The organism is Pseudoflavonifractor sp. (genome assembly GCF_050943825.1).
Lineage (GTDB): Bacteria > Bacillota > Clostridia > Oscillospirales > Oscillospiraceae > Pseudoflavonifractor.
This window is the reverse complement of sequence record NZ_JBMNPX010000014.1, coordinates 40,986-59,323: the sequence shown is the minus strand read 5'-3', so window position 1 is coordinate 59,323 and position 18,338 is coordinate 40,986. Positions and strand designations below refer to the sequence as shown.

At 63.1% G+C, this 18,338-nt stretch carries 26 protein-coding genes; 7 read left to right on the top strand and 19 right to left on the bottom strand.

The genetic code is table 11. The features are described from left to right. Window positions 1–58 precede the first annotated feature (58 nt). Window positions 59–709, bottom strand: coding sequence for an HAD family hydrolase (locus tag ACOX7T_RS11370; RefSeq protein ID WP_433442817.1), 651 nt, complete (start codon window positions 707–709; stop codon window positions 59–61). 14 nt (window positions 710–723) lie between these two features. Beyond that, window positions 724–2,103 (bottom strand): RNA polymerase factor sigma-54, encoded by a 1,380-nt coding sequence (rpoN, locus tag ACOX7T_RS11365; protein WP_433442815.1) that lies wholly within the window; start codon window positions 2,101–2,103, stop codon window positions 724–726. Window positions 2,104–2,743: 640 nt separating this feature from the next. Between rpoN and thrS the strand changes: the two genes are divergently transcribed. The 7 genes from thrS (at window position 2,744) to ACOX7T_RS11330 (ending at window position 8,535) form a co-directional block, all read left to right on the top strand. Further along, the gene (gene thrS, locus ACOX7T_RS11360; RefSeq protein ID WP_433442813.1) at window positions 2,744–4,504 is read left to right on the top strand and encodes a threonine--tRNA ligase; all 1,761 of its coding nucleotides are present in this window, start codon (window positions 2,744–2,746) and stop codon (window positions 4,502–4,504) included. 143 nt (window positions 4,505–4,647) lie between these two features. Further along, on the top strand, window positions 4,648–4,992 hold the full coding sequence (locus tag ACOX7T_RS11355) for a PadR family transcriptional regulator (RefSeq protein WP_433442811.1): 345 nt from the start codon (window positions 4,648–4,650) through the stop codon (window positions 4,990–4,992). Window positions 4,993–5,025: 33 nt separating this feature from the next. After that, on the top strand, window positions 5,026–5,820 hold the full coding sequence (locus ACOX7T_RS11350) for a hypothetical protein (protein WP_433442809.1): 795 nt from the start codon (window positions 5,026–5,028) through the stop codon (window positions 5,818–5,820). 1 nt (window position 5,821) lies between these two features. After that, window positions 5,822–6,484, top strand: a complete 663-nt coding sequence (locus ACOX7T_RS11345; protein ID WP_433442807.1) for a DUF5044 domain-containing protein — start codon at window positions 5,822–5,824, stop codon at window positions 6,482–6,484. Between the two features lie 4 nt (window positions 6,485–6,488). Further along, a complete protein-coding gene (locus ACOX7T_RS11340; protein WP_433442805.1) occupies window positions 6,489–7,286 on the top strand; it encodes a permease prefix domain 1-containing protein in 798 nt (265 codons plus the stop codon). Beyond that, a complete protein-coding gene (locus ACOX7T_RS11335) occupies window positions 7,283–7,996 on the top strand; it encodes a hypothetical protein (protein WP_433442803.1) in 714 nt (237 codons plus the stop codon). Before ACOX7T_RS11340 ends, ACOX7T_RS11335 begins: the two co-directional genes overlap by 4 nt. 41 nt (window positions 7,997–8,037) lie before the next feature. Beyond that, window positions 8,038–8,535: an S-layer homology domain-containing protein gene (locus ACOX7T_RS11330; protein ID WP_433442801.1), complete on the top strand. Its 498-nt coding sequence runs from the start codon at window positions 8,038–8,040 to the stop codon at window positions 8,533–8,535. Between the two features lie 43 nt (window positions 8,536–8,578). Here ACOX7T_RS11330 and ACOX7T_RS11325 read toward each other — a convergent pair whose 3' ends face one another. The 17 genes from ACOX7T_RS11325 to ACOX7T_RS11245 all read right to left on the bottom strand — a co-directional run bounded on the left by ACOX7T_RS11325 (window position 8,579) and on the right by ACOX7T_RS11245 (window position 18,285). Continuing rightward, window positions 8,579–9,025, bottom strand: a complete 447-nt coding sequence (locus ACOX7T_RS11325) for a phage holin family protein (RefSeq protein ID WP_433442799.1) — start codon at window positions 9,023–9,025, stop codon at window positions 8,579–8,581. Next, window positions 9,022–9,480: a carbohydrate-binding protein gene (locus ACOX7T_RS11320; protein WP_433442797.1), complete on the bottom strand. Its 459-nt coding sequence runs from the start codon at window positions 9,478–9,480 to the stop codon at window positions 9,022–9,024. The genes ACOX7T_RS11325 and ACOX7T_RS11320 overlap by 4 nt, the downstream gene beginning before the upstream one ends. 19 nt (window positions 9,481–9,499) lie before the next feature. Further along, window positions 9,500–10,066, bottom strand: a complete 567-nt coding sequence (locus ACOX7T_RS11315; protein ID WP_433442795.1) for a DUF2313 domain-containing protein — start codon at window positions 10,064–10,066, stop codon at window positions 9,500–9,502. Continuing rightward, window positions 10,063–11,121: a baseplate J/gp47 family protein gene (locus ACOX7T_RS11310; protein WP_433442793.1), complete on the bottom strand. Its 1,059-nt coding sequence runs from the start codon at window positions 11,119–11,121 to the stop codon at window positions 10,063–10,065. Before ACOX7T_RS11310 ends, ACOX7T_RS11315 begins: the two co-directional genes overlap by 4 nt. 7 nt (window positions 11,122–11,128) lie before the next feature. Beyond that, the gene (locus ACOX7T_RS11305; protein WP_433442791.1) at window positions 11,129–11,482 is read right to left on the bottom strand and encodes a hypothetical protein; all 354 of its coding nucleotides are present in this window, start codon (window positions 11,480–11,482) and stop codon (window positions 11,129–11,131) included. Continuing rightward, entirely contained in the window at window positions 11,479–11,853 is a 375-nt protein-coding gene (locus tag ACOX7T_RS11300; protein WP_433442790.1) for a hypothetical protein, read from the bottom strand. Before ACOX7T_RS11300 ends, ACOX7T_RS11305 begins: the two co-directional genes overlap by 4 nt. Window positions 11,854–11,868: 15 nt before the next feature. After that, window positions 11,869–12,819 (bottom strand): hypothetical protein, encoded by a 951-nt coding sequence (locus tag ACOX7T_RS11295; RefSeq protein WP_433442788.1) that lies wholly within the window; start codon window positions 12,817–12,819, stop codon window positions 11,869–11,871. Further along, on the bottom strand, window positions 12,816–13,400 hold the full coding sequence (locus ACOX7T_RS11290) for a LysM peptidoglycan-binding domain-containing protein (RefSeq protein ID WP_433442786.1): 585 nt from the start codon (window positions 13,398–13,400) through the stop codon (window positions 12,816–12,818). The genes ACOX7T_RS11295 and ACOX7T_RS11290 overlap by 4 nt, the downstream gene beginning before the upstream one ends. 11 nt (window positions 13,401–13,411) lie before the next feature. Next, window positions 13,412–13,924, bottom strand: coding sequence for a hypothetical protein (locus tag ACOX7T_RS11285; protein WP_433442784.1), 513 nt, complete (start codon window positions 13,922–13,924; stop codon window positions 13,412–13,414). After that, window positions 13,921–14,130 (bottom strand): molybdopterin oxidoreductase, encoded by a 210-nt coding sequence (locus ACOX7T_RS11280; protein WP_433442782.1) that lies wholly within the window; start codon window positions 14,128–14,130, stop codon window positions 13,921–13,923. The genes ACOX7T_RS11285 and ACOX7T_RS11280 overlap by 4 nt, the downstream gene beginning before the upstream one ends. Further along, entirely contained in the window at window positions 14,127–14,558 is a 432-nt protein-coding gene (locus ACOX7T_RS11275; RefSeq protein WP_433442780.1) for a hypothetical protein, read from the bottom strand. Before ACOX7T_RS11275 ends, ACOX7T_RS11280 begins: the two co-directional genes overlap by 4 nt. A 3-nt stretch (window positions 14,559–14,561) precedes the next feature. After that, on the bottom strand, window positions 14,562–14,951 hold the full coding sequence (locus ACOX7T_RS11270; RefSeq protein ID WP_006570853.1) for a hypothetical protein: 390 nt from the start codon (window positions 14,949–14,951) through the stop codon (window positions 14,562–14,564). Window positions 14,952–14,966: 15 nt separating this feature from the next. After that, window positions 14,967–15,989, bottom strand: a complete 1,023-nt coding sequence (locus tag ACOX7T_RS11265; protein WP_433442778.1) for a phage tail sheath C-terminal domain-containing protein — start codon at window positions 15,987–15,989, stop codon at window positions 14,967–14,969. Next, the gene (locus tag ACOX7T_RS11260) at window positions 15,986–16,486 is read right to left on the bottom strand and encodes a hypothetical protein (protein ID WP_433442776.1); all 501 of its coding nucleotides are present in this window, start codon (window positions 16,484–16,486) and stop codon (window positions 15,986–15,988) included. The genes ACOX7T_RS11265 and ACOX7T_RS11260 overlap by 4 nt, the downstream gene beginning before the upstream one ends. 13 nt (window positions 16,487–16,499) lie before the next feature. Further along, on the bottom strand, window positions 16,500–16,757 hold the full coding sequence (locus ACOX7T_RS11255) for a hypothetical protein (RefSeq protein WP_433442774.1): 258 nt from the start codon (window positions 16,755–16,757) through the stop codon (window positions 16,500–16,502). A 68-nt stretch (window positions 16,758–16,825) separates the two neighbouring features. Then, complete coding sequence (locus tag ACOX7T_RS11250; RefSeq protein ID WP_433442772.1) at window positions 16,826–17,191, bottom strand: hypothetical protein; 366 nt, start codon at window positions 17,189–17,191, stop codon at window positions 16,826–16,828. Between the two features lie 62 nt (window positions 17,192–17,253). Continuing rightward, window positions 17,254–18,285, bottom strand: a complete 1,032-nt coding sequence (locus tag ACOX7T_RS11245) for a phage major capsid protein (protein ID WP_433442770.1) — start codon at window positions 18,283–18,285, stop codon at window positions 17,254–17,256. Window positions 18,286–18,338: the final 53 nt, after the last annotated feature.

Genomic DNA, 18,338 nt, shown 5'->3' with positions numbered 1-18,338 from the left:
TGCGATTGTTTCAAGAAAGTGTTAAGATAAGACCTGATTATTTTAAAGTTTCTCTGGATTACAGCCCCAGCCAGGCCCGCAGCTCCGCCATGTCCCGGGCCACATAGTCGCAGGGGTAGTCCGCAAAGTCCCCGGCAGGGGTGGTGCCGGTGGTCACGGCGGCAAAGTGGGTTCCGGCCCGCTGGGCAGTCCCGGCGTCCAGCACCGTGTCGCCGCAGTAGAGCACCTCATCCCCAGTCACGCCCAGGGTCTCCATGGCCCGGAGCAGACCGGCGGGGTCGGGCTTGGGGGCGTGGACCTGGTCGCCCGAGATGGTGAGGGCAAACATATCCCGGATATTCAGCGCCTCCAGCACCGCCTGGAGGGCGGAGTCCCGCTTGGAGGTGATGATCCCCATGGGCACCCCCTCCTTTTTCAGCGCCTCCAGCAGCTCCCGGGCGCCGGGCAGCAGCTTGGTGGTCTTGGGCTGCATGGGGCGGCAGACCTCCTGGAACAGCCGGACAAACTCCTCCTGCCGCTCCGGGTCCTTGTCGCCGGTGAGCATGGTATACTCATCCTTGAGCAGGTAGCCCACGGTGCTCCGGATGGCTTCTTCGGTGGGCTCGGGGTATCCCATCTTCGCAAAGGCGTGGCGGAAGCCGGCCACAATGGACTCGGTGGCGTCTCCCAGGGTGTAGTCAAAATCAAAGAGCACTGCCTTGAATTTCACGTGTCATACCGTCCTTACATTGTTTTTTCGTACTGCCTGCGGCCGGTGGTGCTGGGAATGCCCAGCTCGTCCCGGTACTTTGCCACTGTGCGCCGGGAGATAACACAGCCCTGCTCTCCCATCAGCTGGCTCAGCTTCTGGTCGGAGAGGGGATGGGCCTTGTCCTCCTCCTCGACGAGCTTGCGGAGCAGAATTTTGGCCGCCTCGGGGGAGGCTCCCTCCTCCCCGTCTCCGCTGCCGCCCAAGCTGCGGGAGAAAAAGTAGCTCAGGGGGTACACACCCATGGAGCACTGGAGATACTTGTCCCGGATGGCCCGGCTTACGGTGGACTCATGGACCTCCAGCCGCTGGGCCACGTCGGCCAGGGACATGGGGGAGAGGTGTCCCGGTCCCTTACGGAAAAAGGGCTCCTGAAGCTCCAGAATGCACTGGGCACAGGAGAGCAGGGTGCTCCTCCGCTGCTCGATGCTCCGCACCACCCATTTGGCCTGCCTGACCTTGCTGGTGAGGTAGTCTTTGACCTCCTGGTCCTCGGTATCCTTCATCAGCTGCTGGTAATAGCCGCTCATGTGGAGGCTGGGGAAAAAATAGTCGTTGGCCAGCACCTCGAAGTGGTCCGGGAAGCTGACCACAATGATGTCCGGGTTTATGTAAGTGAGATTCTCCCGGGCGGCAAAACCGGTGCCCGGCTTGGGGTTGAGGGTCTTGATGAGGGCGCAGGCCTCCCGCACCTCCTCGGCGGAGGCCCCCAGCTCCTTGGCGATGAGGCCGAACCGGCTGCGGGCCAGGGCGTCCAGGTGGCTCTCCACAATGCGCAGGGCCAGGGCGTTGTCCCCGCCTCGCCGCAGCAGCTGGAGCCGCAGACACTCGGACAGGTTTCGGGCCGCAACACCGGCGGGTTCCAGGCCCTGCACGGCCTCCAGCGCCCGCTCCATGACGCTCTGTCCGCACCCAAAGGCCGCAGCCAGAGCGGGCACATCGTCATCCAGCCAGCCGTTCTGGTTCAAGCTCTCCACCACGAACACCGCCGCCGCCATCACATCCCGCTCCAGGGTCAGCATGTCCAGCTGGGAGAGAACATACCGGTACAGGTCCTCCTCCCCGTTTTCCACGCCGCCGTAGTTGGCCATGGGGTCGGCGTCCTCCTCGGCATCCTGCCGGTGGTACCAGCTGTTCTGAATGTCAGTGGACTCCAGCCACTCCAGCTTCCGCCGCATCAGGTCGAACTCGTCCCGGCGGTCGTACTTCTCGTCCACCTCCAGCACCGGGTTGGCCTGGGTGGTCTCTTCGATAAACTCCAGCAGCTCCTGGGCCCCCATCTGTAAAATCTCCATAGACTGCATCATCTGTGGAGACAGGGTCTGGGTCTGCTTGAGGTTCATGCTCAGCTCCATGTGTTTCTCTCCGCTCACCGTGGTATTGTGGAAACTGTCCCGGAGACCGCTTCCATCCGTTCTCTTTTTTACATTATATCACATCATTCTCCTCCCTTCAATTTCAATTCTCCCCACCGCCCGTCCCCCGAGGACAGTGCTTGCTTTGGCTTCATACACTTTTCTTCCCTTTCCTTCTTGCTTTTTCCGCTCTCACGGCCTTGACAATCACCTTTTCCGGTGATATAGTGTCAGCATCCAAAGTGGCTGTGATGGGGACTGCGCCCTGTACCGCCCCACAGAGAGGAGACGCCATTGGCTGAAAGCGTCTCCGGCACGCGGGCAGAGCAATACCACCCCTGAGCCGCCCACCGAACCCCTTTCGGGCTAGGCTGGGCCGGGTCCTCCCGTTACAGAGGTCACGAGCGGCTAGATGTCACGTTTCGCCTGCTCGCAGCGCGCGGCTTCCCTCCGACTCGGGCTGGTGTCCGGGCCTTGTGGCCCTCCCCTCGCCCTCGCTTCGGTCCATCCGCACGGCTCGCGACGGCTTAACGCTTCTGGCAAGCAGGGTGGAACCGTGGGACCGTTTTCGTCTCACCCCTGGAACTGTTCAGGGGTGGGACTTTTTTGTCCTTACCCCCAATTACAAGGAGGAATTATCATGGCAGAGGAAAACAATCAGTATACCTTTGAGAACCCCGAATACCGCAAGACCTACTGGCACACCTGCTCTCACATCCTGGCCCAGGCCGTGAAGCGCCTGTACCCCGAGGTGAAGCTGGCCATCGGCCCCTCCATTGACGAGGGCTTCTACTACGACATGGACTCCCCCTTCCCCTTCACCCCCGAGATTCTGGAGCAGATCGAGGCGGAGATGCGGAAGATCTGCAAGGAGAAGCTGAAGCTGGAGCGGTTTGAGCTGCCCCGTGCCGAGGCCATCAAGTTCATGGAGGAGAAGGGTGAGCCCTTCAAGGTGGAGCTCATCAACGACCTGCCCGAGGATGCCCACATCTCCTTCTACAAGCAGGGCGAGTTCACCGACCTGTGCGCCGGTCCCCACCTGGACTCCACCGGCCGCGTGAAGGGCAACGCCATCAAGCTGACCGCCTGCAACGCCGCCTACTGGCGCGGCGACTCCAACCGCGAGACCCTGCAGCGCATCTACGGCATCGCCTTCCCCAAGAAGGAGGAGCTGGACGCCTACCTGCAGCGTATCGAGGAGGCCAAGAAGCGTGACCACCGCAAGCTGGGCAAGGAGCTGGGCCTGTTCACTCTGATGGACGAGGGTCCCGGCTTCCCCTTCTTCCTGCCCAACGGCATGGTGCTGCGCAACACCCTGATTGACTACTGGCGTCAGATCCACAAGAAGTATGGCTATGTGGAGATCTCCACCCCCATGATGCTCAACCGTCAGCTGTGGGAGCGCTCCGGCCACTGGGATCACTACAAGAACAACATGTACACCACCGTCATCGACGGTGAGGACTTTGCCATCAAGCCCATGAACTGCCCCGGCGGCATGCTGGTGTACAAGACCGAGCCCCACTCCTACCGTGACCTGCCCCTGCGTGTGGGCGAGCTGGGCCTGGTCCACCGTCACGAGCTGTCCGGCGCCCTCCACGGCCTGTTCCGTGTCCGCTGCTTCACCCAGGACGACGCCCACGTCTTTATGACCCGTGAGCAGATGAAGGACGTCATCCAGGAGACCGTTCGCCTGTTTGACGAGGTCTACTCCACCTTCGGCCTGAACTACACCATCGAGCTGTCCACCATGCCCGAGGACCACATCGGCACCGTGGAGGAGTGGGAGCGCAACCAGGACATCCTGAAGAACGCCATCACTGACATGGGCAAGGAGTTCGTCATCAACGAGGGCGACGGCGCCTTCTACGGTCCCAAGCTGGACTTCCACCTGGCCGACTCCCTGGGCCGTACCTGGCAGTGCGGCACCATCCAGCTGGACAGCCAGCTGCCCGAGCGCTTTGAGCTGGAGTACACCGGCGCCGACGGCGAGAAGCACCGCCCCGTCATGATCCACCGCGTGGTGCTGGGCTCCATCGAGCGCTTCATCGGCGTCATCACCGAGCACTTCGCCGGCGCCTTCCCCGCCTGGCTGGCCCCCGTTCAGGTGTCCATCCTGCCCATCACCGACCGTACCGCCCAGTATGCCGACGAGGTCAAGGCCCTGCTGGAGAAGGCCGGCTTCCGCGTTGAGGTGGACCACCGCAACGAGAAGATCGGCAAGAAGATCCGCGAGGCCCAGCTGAAGAAGGTTCCCTATATGCTGGTCCTGGGCGACAAGGAGGCCGAGGCCGCCACTGTGGCCGTCCGCAACCGTGCTGGCGGCGACCAGGGCGCCATGTCTCTGGACGAGTTCATCAACATCCTCCGTGAGGAAGTGGAGCAGAAGATCATCCGCTGATATTCTGGCAAGTATAAAAAAGGGTGCCGCAGAGGATTCTGCGGCACCCTTTTTTCTCTGTTCTTGACATACCTCGGTTATCTAGGTATACTATACCTAGATAACCGAGGTATTCTTTTATAATCCAGAAAGGAGGCTCCTCCATGAAGCCCGACAAAAGCCTGCTCTCCGGCAGCACCACCCTGCTCATTCTCTCCCTGCTCTCCGGCGGCGATATGTACGGCTACGAGATGATTTCCCAGCTGGAGGCCCGCAGCGACCACACCTTTACTCTCAAGGAGGGTACCCTCTACCCCATTCTCCATGGCCTGGAGAACGAGAAGGCGGTCACCTCTTACGAGAAGGAGGCTCCCTCCGGCCGGAAACGGAAGTACTACCACATCACCAAGAGGGGCCTGCGTCTGCTGGACGAGAAGAAGGCGGAGTGGCAGGTATTTTCCGAGAAGGTCAACGCCATCGTCACCGGCACCGCCGGTGCCATGGCCTGAGCGCCCTCCTTTCCTCGTGAAAGGAGGGATACCATGCCGGAATTGCGTACCTTTGAGGATTACTGCAGCGCGGTCTGCCGGGAGATCCGCTTCTCCCCGGACCACGATGCCATCGCCGCCGAGCTGACCGCTCATCTCCAGGAGCACGCGGAAGCGCTGCTGGAGGCCCACCCCGATATGTGCCTGCGGGACGCGGAGCAGCAGGCCATTGCCGCCATGGGCGACCCTGCTGCTCTGGGCCATGCACTGGACGCGGTACATAATCCCCGGCTGGGCTGGTTTCAAATTTGGTTCCGCCGGGTGGTCTGGCTCATTGCGGCGCTGGTTCTGCTCGTCGCCCTCTCCCGCGTTTATGCGCTGCCCTCCCTGTTTCCTGATGCTTCTTCTCACTCTCTGCGCCAGCGGTACCAGGCTTGGGATGTCACGACAGACTACCTCCCCAACCTCACCTTCTCCGCCGGGGATTACCGCATCACGGTGGAGCAGGCCATTGTGCTGGAGGCAGAGCCCACCCCTGTATTTGTTATCTTGCTCCGTATCCCCCACGACCCCTGGGCACAGGACGTGGAACTTGCAAACTGGCTCTCCGCCCGGGACGATCTGGGAGGAACTTATCTCTCCTGGGAGGAATATCTCCTTCAGTCCGCCGCTTCCCCCTCTGCTGTGCTTCCCTGCTGCGTCTCAGATTCCGTAGACCACACACCTTTTGTCAGCTGGTATCAGGTGATGGTGCAGCACCTGAACCCTGCCGCCCGAGAGCTGACCTTCACCTTTGACCGCTTTGGGGAGGAGTTCTCCTTTACGCTTCCCCTGAGAGGAGGGGCTTGAGATGAAAGAATCCACCTGCTCCGCCGCAGTACGCCGCCGGCGTATTATCACCGATGCCCTTCTGCTCCTCTTCTCCCTGGCTCTGCTGATTGTGGCTCTGGATTTCCCAATCCCCACAGCCCGTGCTGCCCTCCGCGCCGCCCAGCGGGAGCTGTTGTTCGGCCCCGGCGAAATTGTAGCCGAGTTCACCCGCGAGGAGCTTCCTGAAGGCTCTCCCGATTTTGACCGGGCCTATGTCCTCCGGTGGGAGGGCCGGTACGCACTCTTTACCTTTTCCCACTATGACGGCTTCTGGTATGAATGGGGTACCCCTATTGTCCTGGAGCCCTGCCCCGACCTTCCCCTGACCGCCGCAGCAAGGTCATATCCCCAATACGTTCTCATTTACAGTCAGACCGATTCCATCACCGGTGTAGAGGCCGTCTATCCCTGCCGTGATCCTGAGCTTATGGACCTTCAGCCCCTGACCACGGAGCCCGCTCTGGCGCTGGGCGAGCAGCTCTTTTTCCTGCCTCTGGCTCAGGCACCTTTTGGCACCCCCGAACTGGAGGACATCCAACTCCGGGGATATGACGCTACCGGCACTCTGGTCTACGAGAGCCCCGTCCCCAGCGCCTGGGCGGAGCGGTACGGCCTGACCCTGTCTGATTCCGAAGGGAGGTAATCCCATGGCCTGGGACCCTATTCGTCAATACTGCGACCGGGTGTGCCGCTGCATCCGCTTCCGCCCAGCCCGAGAACAGATTTATGAGGAGCTGCTGGGCCACATGGAGGACCACGCCCAGGCCCTTCAGGACAAGGGTATAGACCCCCGGCAGGCCCGTCAGGAGGCGGCTGCTGCCATGGGCGACGCCGACCAGCTGGGCGCCGACCTGGACAGGCTCCACACCCCCTGGTACCCTCGTCTCACCCGGGTCTTCTGCATTCTGGCGCTCCTGATTTTATGCGCCGGATTCTTTGCCGCCCGGGACGGCGTCATGGCCGGTAATACCTGGGCCCCCTTTGCCAATCCCCAGACTCTGGTTTTGGGCGATGAGAGCGGAATTTACCCGCCTCGTACGGTCCTGTCCTCCGGAACCGCCGTGGGCGGCGGACAAATTGGCTCCTATTTCTTCTCCGACACCGGCGCCGCCCAGCTCTACCGGTATGATACCGATGCCAATGGCGCTCCCCTTTCAGAGCCGGAATACCGCCTGGACCTGGTGGTCTCCGCCCTGTGTCCCGCCTTCTGGCTCTCCCCGCTGGACGCCGAGTATCTTCCTGTCTCGCTCAGTGGAGATAATGGTCCTCTCTCTGACCCTCCGCGCCTCTCTGCCTGCCCGGAGCGTGGGCTGTTCCGCCAATTTTATAGCATCTCCGTGTACTTCTCCCAGCCCGTCTCCCTGCCCCAGACCTTCACCATTGAGTTTGGAGATAACCACCAGCTGGTCTACCAGTTTACCGCTCAGGAGGTGACCGAGCCGTGAAGCTGCCCACACCTTCCCGGAGGGTCCGTCTGGTCCTCAGCATCCTGTTTCTGCTGTTTTCTCTGGTGTTCTACTGGTGGGCGGTTGGTTCTCCCATGCCCACGCCCGGCTTGGCTCATCGGGCCGCTCTGCTGTCCCACGGTCTCACCCCCGGCCCGGTGGAGGCCCAGGGTGAAATTCATTTCCAGGAGATCACCCGTTCTCCGGACAGCAGCGAGGGGAGCCGCTGGCTGGTCAGCCGTCAGGAAGACGGCTGGGCAGTGACAGTCCATCCCAGAGCCGGCCTCTTCTGGTCCCAGTCCTATTCCAAAGTCCATCTCCTCACACCGTCTGAGGATACTCCTCTAATGACTGCCCATCTCCAGTACGCCACCGACTACCTGTGGGAGGAAGGCATTTCCGAAAATCCCTTCGACGACGGTGACTGGTATTGGGAGTGGGTCACACTGGCCGTGTGCACGCTGCCCGACGTGGCCCGCATTGAGCTCTACCAGGGCTGGTACAATTCCATTGACGCGAACGGTCTCTCTCCCCGGGACTGGCTGCTGGAGCATGGCAGCGTTTCCGACTGCACCCGTCTCTCGCCGGACAGTCCCTTCTGGCTGTGCCAGCAGGTCTGGAATCCCGGTGATGGCGCCACTGCCACTCTGGCCCGTGCCTATGATGCCCAGGGCAATCTCCTTTGCGAGTGGTGCTCTTACGACGGATAATTTATCCAGTTTATGGTATCTTCTCCCCAGGAGGTGATACCGTGAAGCGTCTCTTTGCCCTTGTGCTCTCTCTTGTCATGCTCTGCCCTGCCTGTCGGGCTGCTTCCGCCCCCATTACCCGCGGGGAATTTACCGTCACCCTTTGGAAGGCTTTTGGCGGCGTGCCCTACGAGGACACCGGCGTTTTTTACGATGTCTCCCATAACCGCTCCGATACCGCCGCCATCTGCTGGGCGGCTGATATGGGCTTTTTGCTCGGCACAGGTTGGGGGCGCTTTGACCCCGACCGTCCTATCACCCGGGAGGAGGCGGCCGTAGTACTCCGCCGTGTGGGTAACTTTTTGGGTTTTGAGACCCGCACCTTCGGCAATTTGGCAGAGTGCAACGACTTCGACGGCATCTCCCCCTGGGCGGATGACGCTATCTACTGGGCCACGGACACCGGTCTCATCCTCTGGGCGGAGGGCGGCCTGATGGCTCCCCAGGGCACACTGACCACCGAAGAGGTGTCCGGTATTTTCACCCGATTTTTTCTCTGATACAGCGACGCCCCGGCCGTGAAGCTCCACGGCCGGGGTCTTTTTACTGCTCCGACTCTCCCTGGTCTCCTTTTTCCAGCAATACCTCCAGGGCGTTTTTCAAAAAGGCGGGGTAGGGCACTCCCATCAGGCCCAGGTTCTCCAGAATAGACAGTCCCTCATTCCCAATAAAGAAAATCAGCACTGCCATCCGGGCGTACTGGCCGCTGCCCGTGAGAGCGTCCAGCCGGACGGCCAGCAGCACCAGCACCAGTTCGGCGCATTTCTTACACAGTCCCCGGAATCCTGCGCCGCTGTCCAGCCGCCCGCCCTCGCTCTTGGCGGAGCGCTTAAACACTGCCGCCACCACCACACCGGAGACGCAGTCCACCGCCATAAGCACCAACAGGGTCTGGAGGGCAATGTCCCAGCCTCCCAGCCAGCCGGTGAGAATGCTTCCCGCCGCAGCCACTGCCGCCAGAATCCCAATCTTCATCTCTGCCCAGTTCACTCTGCCACCTCAGTCCAGCCCCGCACATCCGGTGCCCAGACATTGTTGTCCTCGGTGCACTCGTAGATTTTTCCCTGGTACTTCACCCGGTCGCCAATGTGGTAGGCGTCCTCAGAGCCCAGAGGCTGCCGCCACTCTGGAATTTCCTCCGGGTTTTCCTCCGTCACGCCCAGGGGCGTGTACAGTGCCGGAGTCTGGTCCATGGGCCAGTCGGCCTGTGCCGTGTGGTCTTGAATCACCCGGTACAGGTTGCCTGCCTCGTCGGAGATCCGCTCTCCCGTCTTGTAGGCTGTCCCCGGCGTCCACTGGGGAAACAGCACGCCCACCTTGGCGGCTTCGTCATCCTCCAGCACCGCGGCGGCCTGCTGTGCCATGGCGATGACCGCCTCCTGTACCAGGTCGCTCCGCTCCTTCTCGTAGCGCACCACGCCCCGGCGCACTTCAATCCGTCTCATGTTTTTGCTCTCCTCCCGCTCAGGTCACCAGTTTCTCTACCTCGCCCCAGGTCAGATTCAGCTGCTCCAGCTCTCCCCATGTGGCGAACCGGTCCTCCAGCATCCCCCAGGTCACATACCAGTACACATACTCCACCGCCAGATGGCAGGGCAGGATGTCCTCAATGATGGCCCGCAGCTCCTCAAAACCGTCGGGGATGCCGGGCACATCGGGAAAGCGCACCTCCACCGTGCCCGGTGTCTCCGTCTCGCTGGCCACAGCGTTGATGCCGCACCCGGCCAGGTTGTCGTTGATGGCTGCCAGGGTAAAGCTGTCTCCGCCGATGCGGAGAAGAGCGGCCAGGGCTGCCCGCCGTCCCTCCGCCGTCTCGGTCACCGGCCTGCGGCTCAAGAGGCACTCAATGGCCTCCAGCCCTGCATCCTCCGCGGTGGTGAGCAGCATCTCCCGCTGAAGGGTGTCCAGCGTCCCCGCCACGCCGTCCAGTGCCTGCCCCTGGGCCTCCAGTTCACCGCCGTTGATGGTGCCCTCCAGCTGGTAGACCCCCAGGGGCCGCAGCAATTCCTTTAAATACTCCCCGCAGCTCATGTACTCATCTCCGTCACGCTCAGGCTGCCCAGTTTAGGCAGCTCATCCTGTTCCACTGCCACATCCGCCGCCGGTGCGGTCAGGTCGTAGTTCTCCACACCTTCCACACCGAAGATTACAGCCCCCAGCTTGGCCCGCAGCACGTTCTGCCCCAGCAGTCCACCGTTGAACCAGCTTCGCAGAGCCTGCTCCACCGCTGTCCGCACACCGGCGGCGTCACTGCCTTCTTTTGCAGCCACCGTCACCGACACATCCACCGTCTTCTCTTTGGGTGCGAGTACCTGCACATCCACAGCGATTTCCCGCCGCTCCTGGAAGTAGGCGGTCAGCTGCTCCAGCAGCTCCTCGTCCGAGCTGCCCGCCGCTGTGGACACCACCACATCCACGGTGCCCGTCCCCCGCCTTCTGGGCAGCACCACTGCCGCGGCCACCTCCGGGAAGGACAGGGCCCCCTGCTCATAGAAGGCGGCGTTGGCACCGTTGGGCAGACGCCGGTAGGTCTCCAGCACCCGTGCCCGCAGGGTCTCGTCGTCCTCCTGGTCGGTGCCGCCGGTGAAGCCCTCCGGGTTAGAGCACCTGCTCACCCCCACCGGGGCCACCGCCATGGTCAGGATGGTCTCCGCCGCCGCGTTGCCGGCCGCGCCGGGCTCCACCGCCCTGGCCGGGGCATCAACATAAAGTCTCCCTGCCTGGAGTACCGCTGCCTCAGTGGTCTCAAAGCGCACCAGCCCCGCCGTCATGCATACCGTGCCCGCCGGGATGGTCAGGTCGGTGCTGCCCACCTGGTCCACGTGGAAGCGGATGACACCCACCGCCTGGGCTGCCTCCTTCCGCTCCAGGCCCCGCAGGAAGGCGTGCTGGTCCAGGTACTCCCCTGCCGCCGTCTGGGGAAAGCACTGCCGCGCCGTCCAGTCCGCCTGTACATACAGGGCGTAGACCTGGGCAGCCACTGCATAGAGGCGTACCGCCAGGTCCCCGTCCTGTCCCGCCGTCTGGCCTGTGGCCCCGGCGAAGGCCGCCGCCAGCTCGCCGTATATCTCGTCAACTGTTTTCATTTCGCCGTCACTCCTCCAGGGCCACGCCTGCCGTCAAGGTTCCTCCCTCATAGGTCAGCTCCACCTTCAGCAGGCCAATTCCGTTCTCCTCCGTCAGCTCCACGCCGGTGACCTCCAGGCCATCCTCCCCTTCCAGGGCCTCCTGGACGTACTGCTTCGCCATAGCCAGCCGGTTCCCCGGTTTCTCCCGGGTCAGGAGATAAAGCCTGCTGCCCAGGTCGGGCAGGAAGGGGAAGCTGCCCCGCCGCAGGGTGAGCTTCCACAGTACCCGCTGCAAAATGGCGTCATTTCCCTCCGCCCGGGCCAGACCGCCCTTTCCGTCGGGCACATAGTCTCCGTCCCGTATCATCAGTTCCGTCATGCTTCCCCGCCTTTGTTCAGCATATCCTCCAGGGGAACGCCGTTGATGAGTACCTGCCCCATCAGGCTCACCGTACCGTCGTTCCCCAGCTTTACCGCCGCATCCCCCTGCCCGGCGTGAATGAGCACCTCGCCGGGAGCCAGGTCGCCGCCGCAGCGCACGCCCACCACGCAGGAATTTTCCCCCTCCTGTTTGAGCACCAGCACCTCTTCCCCCACAGCGGGCCGCCAGACATACCCCCCGGGGGCAAAGACGACCAACGCCCGCCGCTCCGCGTCCAGGTAAGCGCCCGCCGGGTCGCCGCTCAGGGTGGTCTGTCCCACCATGGCCTCTCCGTACCCTCTGCCTCTCTTCCGCTCAGAAAGCCACACGGGCCTCCCCCTCTCTCAAACCGTAATCTCCCGCTCGCCCAGCTCCAGCACGGTGTGAAGTCCCTTTCCGTCTCCGCTGTACCCAGTTGACAGCACCCGCCACTCGCCGTACAGGCCGTACCGCTCCAGATTCAGCTCCACCAGATCCCCGGGCCAGACCTCCACCCGGCCCGCCAGGGTCAGCACCAGCCGCAGCCGCTCTGCGGCGGACTGCTCCAGCTGGAACCGACCGCTGTACCGCATGGCCTGGTAGCTACTCTTGCCCGGCATGGTGAGTACCCGCCGGCACATACCGCCCCTGTCCAGGACGGACTGGTTGACCACCCGCTGTACGCTCTGGGTGGTTCGGTCCCGTACCAGCACCTCGGAGAGCACGCCGTAGCGCTTCTCCGTCCACCTGATTTCCTCCACGGCGGCGCCGTTGTCCAGCACCAGCCGTTTTCCGTCCTCCCATGGGGTGAGGTGGAGGATGCCATGCCGGTCGAAGCGGGGCTCCACGCCGCCGTAATAGCGCGCGAAGTTGTAGAGCACCTGCCATTCGCTGCTGCCACTCTCCACTGAGAAGCCGGGCACCGCCGGCAGACTGGCTCCCTCCGCTGTCTGAATGCCATAGGGAGTCACATGGTCCCGCAGGATGTCCCCCAGCGTGGCGGTCTGGTAGTCGGCGGGCTCGGCCTCGTTGTCCAGCAGCCGTCCGGCCATGCCCCGTCCGGAGATGAGCAGAGTGCTTCCGCCGCTGCCGCAGCTCCACTCGTACTCATCCACCACTCCACGGAACACGGTCTCGCCGTCCTCCTCAGCCACAAACTCCACCGCGTCAGACAGAGCCCCGTCCAGTCCGTTTCCCCAGGGACAGCGTACCTCAAAGCTGTCACATGGGGTTCCGGTGCCGTAATTCAGCGTCCACTCCAGCAGAACGGGCAGGGCGTATTCCTTCCCGTCGTATCCAATCAGCTTTCCCGTCACTTCACCCGCACCTGCTCTCCGGGGTAGATGAGGTTGGGGTTTTTAATCTGGGGATTGAGCTTCACCAGATTCTCCACCGTGGTACCATAGAGCAAGGAGATGCTCCACAGGGTCTCTCCCACAATCACCGTATGATAGGCCATTCCGCTCCCCGCGGCGCTGCCGATACCCGTACTGCCAGTGTCCACCGTTTCTCCCACAATCTCTTTCAAGCCCTCCTGGTAGCCGTCGTAGCACTCCCAGAATTCAAAGGAGTAGCTGACATAGTCGGCTCTGGGTTCCTGCTTCAGAGAGAGGGCGGCGAAGTAGGCCTTGGCCGACTGCCATACCGGATGGACCAGCAGCCCGGGTCCCTCGCCGTAGAAGACGGAGGCCAGCTTTTTAAACTCGTCGTAGGCACCCTGGCCCACGAACTCCCCCTCGCCCTTCATGACCCGCCGGGTAGGCCCCAGGTCCTGGAGGCAGTACCGGCCGAAGGGCACCTTTCGCGCCACAACTTCCCGTCTGTATTCAATGGTGTAGACCCTGGGATTGTGGGGCCATACATAATTTTTGTACCGCATTGCCGCCAGTCTGCCCATGTCCATCCCCCTCAGTAAAATTCAAATCCGCCGTCATACCGGCGGGCATCCCGCTGGAAGGCCCGGTCCAGCTCCGCCAGTCCCTGGACAGCACCGTTCCCTTCCTCCGCCGGCAGAAGGGCCACGCTTGTCCGGTTGGGCCAGTATTCCGCCGCTGTCTGCGCCTGTCTCAGCTTCTGATAAAGCCCTCCGCCGGAAGCACTCCCCCGGAGCACAGCAGCTGTCTCTTCCAGCCAGTTTCCAGTGCCCACAGACGCCGCCGTCTCCAGCCATGCCTGTGTCTGGCCGGCCGCCATCTCCGTCAGCCCGGCGTCCGGCACCTTCCCGGTCTGTACCCCAGTTCCCGAGGTATTGCCGCTCCAAACCGCTCCGCCGCCTTCTGCCACAGGCTCTTCCAGCCCCTGCCTCCGTGTTTTTTCCCTTCTAACACCGGCGGTGCTGTGCTGCTCCAGCAGGAGCTCCGCTGTCTCGTTATTTTCCCGCTCCTCCTGTTCCTCCAGGGCCAGAGCGATGTAGTCCGTCATACCTGCTCCCCCCGTTTCAGCCGCTCATACCGCTCCAGATCGAAGGACTGGTTTTCCCCGGCGTTTGCCGGGGCTGCCGGACCTCCGCACACCGGGCAGCGTCCCTCCTGGGCCTCTGCCCGGCAGGAGGGACACAGGGCCGCCAGTTCCTCCTCCTGGTCCAGCAGCAGATTGAGGGCGCACCAGAGGTAGTCCCGGCCGGTCATCTCCTTTGTCCGCGCCTCAGTGGGGAGAGCCCCGAAAGCTTTGAGCACACGCCAGCGAAGGCGCGCCTCAGGCGTGTGCTCCAGGCTTTTTTTAGGGTGTCCACCCGCTCCTCTCCGTCCTCCGGACTCGGATTTTCCATTCTGTTCAGGCCACTCCACATCTTGGCCAAGGCTCCGATCTCTCCGGCGGAGAGCCCCTTGAGCACCGCCTCACCGTCCGGAAACACCGGCTTTCTGTCCCGTTCCAGCGCTCTGGCAAGCAGACAGGCGTTGGCGCACAGTGCCTTCTCCTCCTCCCTGTGTGCCAGCTGCTCAGCCTCACGTCCGGCCTCCAGTAGCTCCAGGGCGGAGAGGAGCCGCAGCTCCATGCCCCTGTCCACCTTGATACGCCGCCTGCCGCCCAGCAGCACCGACCAGTTCTCCTCCATGGCTTACACCTTCATCTCGATCCGCTTGGCCGCCACAATGGTGATCTTCTCCACCACCATGGCCCCCAGAGCGCCGGTCTCGCCAATGGAGCTCCACTGGCAGCCGGAGTAGATGATCTTCCGGTCAGGCTTGCAGATAACCAGGTTGAAGTCCTCCAGGTCGTGGAAGTTGATACCATCCCGGATGGCCTCGTCGGTGGCGTAGAGCCTGGTCAGCTCCAGCACGTGGGTCCGCTGGCCGGGGATGGTGGCCACCGGCTCATCCTCGCCGAAGGCCTCCACGGTCTGGCTGGTCTTGCTGGTTTTGGCGGAGTAGCTCTGGACCACCGCCACCTTTTTGCCGTCCACCTCCAGATAGATGTCACTGCTTGTGGGGAATCCCGACAGATTCATGTGTGTTCCCTCCCTTTATACGGTGATGTGCGCGGTGAGCCAGATCTGGTTCATGCCGTGGACCACGGCGAAGGAGAACTCCACCAAACACACGGTGGGGTCATCCTCCAGTGCGGATACCGTCACATTCTCGTAGGCGTCGATGATCTCCCGGCTCACCCGGTTTTCCAGCTCCACCACCACCTGAGAGCGCACCGCGCCCCGGCTCTGCTCAGTGTTTTTGGCTCTATGGAACTTGGCGCGCAGGCTGCTGCGCAGCCCGGGAATTACCTCGTCAATGATGAGGATGGTGGACAGCTCCCGCCAAGTGGTGTCGGGGGTCTCACCGGTCTTTGTCCGGGTGGTGATGCCCCGCACCACACTCACCACCCCGGCCAGATTCTCCAGGGGAGTAACGCCGCCCCGCACCAGGGTGTCAATCTCATTGTCGTCGTACCGGGCGCTCAGGTCGGTCAGACCCTTCAGCTCCGCGCCGCCCAGAGGGACGGCGGGGTCGCTCTCTCCGGCGATGGCTCCTGCCACAGCGGCGGCCGCCTTGGCCCCTCCGGGGGCAGTGAGCACCACCCGCTCGCAGTTGAGGTTGCCTGCCCGCTCAGCCAGCTGGCTGGGGTTTTCGTCGGTGCCGCCGGGCACCACGGCAATGCGCTCCCGCCGCAGCTCGGACGCGGCCTTCACGCTGTCCCGCAGGGCCTGCTGTACCGTCAGTGTCTCGCTGTCGCAGACCGTGATGGCCACAGTCTCTTCCTCCGCCAGCAGCTGGAAGGCCGCCTCATATCCGTCCTCTCCCGTCACAGGCACGGCGTATACCGCCCCTGCGCCGTTGAGGAAGAGGAGCTTCACCAGCTCGGTCATGGTGTCACCTGTGCCAAAGGTGGCCTCAGCCTCCTCCAGCCTGGTCAGCTTGTACAGGGTGCCCGCCTCGCCGCCTTCGCTCACCGCCGCAATGCCCACCGTCTTGCTGCCGCCGGAGGCGGTCACCACAGCGGAGGCGTCATAACTGGAGTAGACCCCCGGCCGTTCATGTGTCGTCACGCTCATAATCTCTCCCCTCTGATTTCAAAGTCCAGGAAGGTGCCGCCCTCGTCGGCCACGGCATACAGCCGTGCCTGACATACCGCCTCCACCGGGCAGTGGTAAAGTTCGCTGTCCTCCTGGAATTGTGTCTCTCCCGCGGAAAATTCCAGAACATCCAGGCCGTCGGGCCCCGGGCCGTTGAGGGCGGCGGACAGAGTGTCCAGGGCCTTGTCTATGGCCGCCGCGCCGCCGCTGCTCTGGGCAGCGTAGAGGTCCAGCCCGAAGGTGATTTTCACCCGTCTGCCGTAGAGCTCCTCCCACCGTCCGGTGTCCTGGTTGTACCGTTCGCCCAGATAGTCCTGAAAGCCCGCCGGGCCGCCCTCACAGCTGCGGAGGGAGACGGCGGCGGCCGCCCCATTTCTCCGTGTCCGTCTTGCCTCCGGCCAGGCGGTCACAGCCTCCAGGCCCTGTTCTGTCAGGAACTCGGCCATGCGCGAGCGAATCTCATCCAAACCCGCCATGCTCTCCCTCCTCTCATACGTCCTCCACCGTCAGGATGGCCCACCAGTGGCTGATGGTGTCGCCAATGTAGATAGGCTGTGCCGCCGACACCTTGAGGCGCAGATCCCGCCACTCCAGATACCCGTCCTCCAGATTCTCCAGCGGCGTATCCGCCCCGGCCAGACAGAGGAAGCGGTCCTTCCGTACCGTCCCCATGGGGGAGGGTTCTGTCTGCCGCCAGGTCTCGCGCCGCTCAGTAACGGGCTGGAGGAACGCCCGAATGGTCTCCATCTCTCCTTCGCGCCTGCACAGTGTCACGCTCTGTCCGTATTTTGCCAGCAGCGTTTCAAAGGTCCCGCTCACCCCTGCACCCCCAGGAAGCAGAAGCCCTCATCTCTCAGGTAGGGCCGCATCACCTGTTCCGCCTGCCGCCGCAGGCTCAGGCTTCTGCTCTCAGCGCCGCCGCCGTCCCGGTGGTGGATAGTCAGACTGCCCGCGGTAAAGGACTCCACCTCATCGGCAGCCCCTGCGGCGCACAGTCCGGCCAATCCCAGCCAGGCAGCCCCCATGGTGAAGGCCGCGCCGCAGTCGGCCTTGGTGATGCCGCTTTTCAGCCTGCCCTCCAGCTCCTGTTCGGCCAGGTCGCACAGGGCCTGCAATTCCTCCATCCGGTCCTCGGGCACCTGGCCCAGCTGCCGGGCCAGCTCCGCCGTCTCTTCCGCCATACCGTTCCCTCCCGTCTCTTTTGGATGGGGCGGGCTGGAATACAGCCCGCCCCTGTGTCCTCTTACACCTTCAGCACCCGGCTGGCATCCTGATAGAGCTTGGCGAAGCCGCAGGTGCTGGTGATAGCGGCCCGCTCCAGCTGCCGGTCGATGAGCTTGTCGTACTCCACGGTCACGTCGCCGGCCTGCACCATCTCCAGGGCATAGTTCTTGTCCAAGCCAATCATGGTGTTCTCACTCATGGCGGAGGTGCGCAGCAGGTTGGCACCCAGGGGGGTGGTCATCTTGCCGGTGCCCTGGAAGTTGAGGCCGGTGAGGGGGTTCTGGAACTCGCTCATCTTGAGCATCTTGAGCATCACGTCCCCGGACACCAGCATGGTGTTCATCTCATAGGGGTCGAACTGAGCCCAGAAGTCCACCAGGTCGTCGTAGGTAAGGGTTCCGGACTCGCCGCCGATGGGGGAGGTGCCCACCTTGTACTCCTTGGCGGCGTTGTTGTTGCCGTCGCCGTTGATGAGCACGTCGATGGCGTCCTCCAGCAGCATCCGGTTGATGTGCGCGCCGATCTGGCGCAGGGTGACGGAGAAGAGGTCCAGCTTCTGCCACCGGATGGCCTCATAGCTGGCCACCAGCATGCGGCCCCGCTTGTGGAGCTTCACCAGATTCTTCTGGGTCTTGACCTCGGTCTGGGGGATAGCGGCGCCCTCCTCCACATTGCGCAGCTCCTTCTCCTCCTTGCCGGGCACGGAAGCCACGGAGCGGTAGTCCATGCCCTCGATGCGGGTGGTGGTGGCCACGATGGAGGGCAGCAGGTTGGCCTCCTCCATACCCTGGCGCACAGCCCGGGCGATGTACTCGGGGAAGAGCACGGCGGAGTCGGAGGTGCGGAAGAACTTCTCCACCACGTCGCTGCCCGCGCCCTTTACCTTGATGTCAAAGCGCTTGAGCTGCCGCTGGTAGGCGTCCAGGCCCTCCAGGGGCGTGCCCTTGTAGCGCTCGGAGGGGTCCTCCCGCTCCAGCACCTGGGTGAAGGACTGACCCGCCTGCCGGTACATACCCTTTTCCAGTCTCACATTGTCATAAGCGTATCCCATCTTTTCAGCTCTCCTTCCTCCGGCGCGGTGCGCCGGCACACAGTTTTCTCTCC

Coding starts and splice junctions, on each gene's coding strand:
- rpoN (WP_433442815.1), bottom strand. CDS start 2,103: ATGGAGCTGAGCATGAACCTCAAGCAGACCCAGACCCTGTCTCCACAG.
- thrS (WP_433442813.1), top strand. CDS start 2,744: ATGGCAGAGGAAAACAATCAGTATACCTTTGAGAACCCCGAATACCGC.
- ACOX7T_RS11355 (WP_433442811.1), top strand. CDS start 4,648: ATGAAGCCCGACAAAAGCCTGCTCTCCGGCAGCACCACCCTGCTCATT.
- ACOX7T_RS11350 (WP_433442809.1), top strand. CDS start 5,026: ATGCCGGAATTGCGTACCTTTGAGGATTACTGCAGCGCGGTCTGCCGG.
- ACOX7T_RS11345 (WP_433442807.1), top strand. CDS start 5,822: ATGAAAGAATCCACCTGCTCCGCCGCAGTACGCCGCCGGCGTATTATC.
- ACOX7T_RS11340 (WP_433442805.1), top strand. CDS start 6,489: ATGGCCTGGGACCCTATTCGTCAATACTGCGACCGGGTGTGCCGCTGC.
- ACOX7T_RS11320 (WP_433442797.1), bottom strand. CDS start 9,480: ATGAGACGGATTGAAGTGCGCCGGGGCGTGGTGCGCTACGAGAAGGAG.
- ACOX7T_RS11315 (WP_433442795.1), bottom strand. CDS start 10,066: ATGAGCTGCGGGGAGTATTTAAAGGAATTGCTGCGGCCCCTGGGGGTC.
- ACOX7T_RS11310 (WP_433442793.1), bottom strand. CDS start 11,121: ATGAAAACAGTTGACGAGATATACGGCGAGCTGGCGGCGGCCTTCGCC.
- ACOX7T_RS11305 (WP_433442791.1), bottom strand. CDS start 11,482: ATGACGGAACTGATGATACGGGACGGAGACTATGTGCCCGACGGAAAG.
- ACOX7T_RS11290 (WP_433442786.1), bottom strand. CDS start 13,400: ATGGGCAGACTGGCGGCAATGCGGTACAAAAATTATGTATGGCCCCAC.
- ACOX7T_RS11285 (WP_433442784.1), bottom strand. CDS start 13,924: ATGACGGACTACATCGCTCTGGCCCTGGAGGAACAGGAGGAGCGGGAA.
- ACOX7T_RS11280 (WP_433442782.1), bottom strand. CDS start 14,130: ATGACCGGCCGGGACTACCTCTGGTGCGCCCTCAATCTGCTGCTGGAC.
- ACOX7T_RS11275 (WP_433442780.1), bottom strand. CDS start 14,558: ATGGAGGAGAACTGGTCGGTGCTGCTGGGCGGCAGGCGGCGTATCAAG.
- ACOX7T_RS11270 (WP_006570853.1), bottom strand. CDS start 14,951: ATGAATCTGTCGGGATTCCCCACAAGCAGTGACATCTATCTGGAGGTG.
- ACOX7T_RS11265 (WP_433442778.1), bottom strand. CDS start 15,989: ATGAGCGTGACGACACATGAACGGCCGGGGGTCTACTCCAGTTATGAC.
- ACOX7T_RS11260 (WP_433442776.1), bottom strand. CDS start 16,486: ATGGCGGGTTTGGATGAGATTCGCTCGCGCATGGCCGAGTTCCTGACA.
- ACOX7T_RS11255 (WP_433442774.1), bottom strand. CDS start 16,757: ATGGAGACCATTCGGGCGTTCCTCCAGCCCGTTACTGAGCGGCGCGAG.
- ACOX7T_RS11250 (WP_433442772.1), bottom strand. CDS start 17,191: ATGGCGGAAGAGACGGCGGAGCTGGCCCGGCAGCTGGGCCAGGTGCCC.
- ACOX7T_RS11245 (WP_433442770.1), bottom strand. CDS start 18,285: ATGGGATACGCTTATGACAATGTGAGACTGGAAAAGGGTATGTACCGG.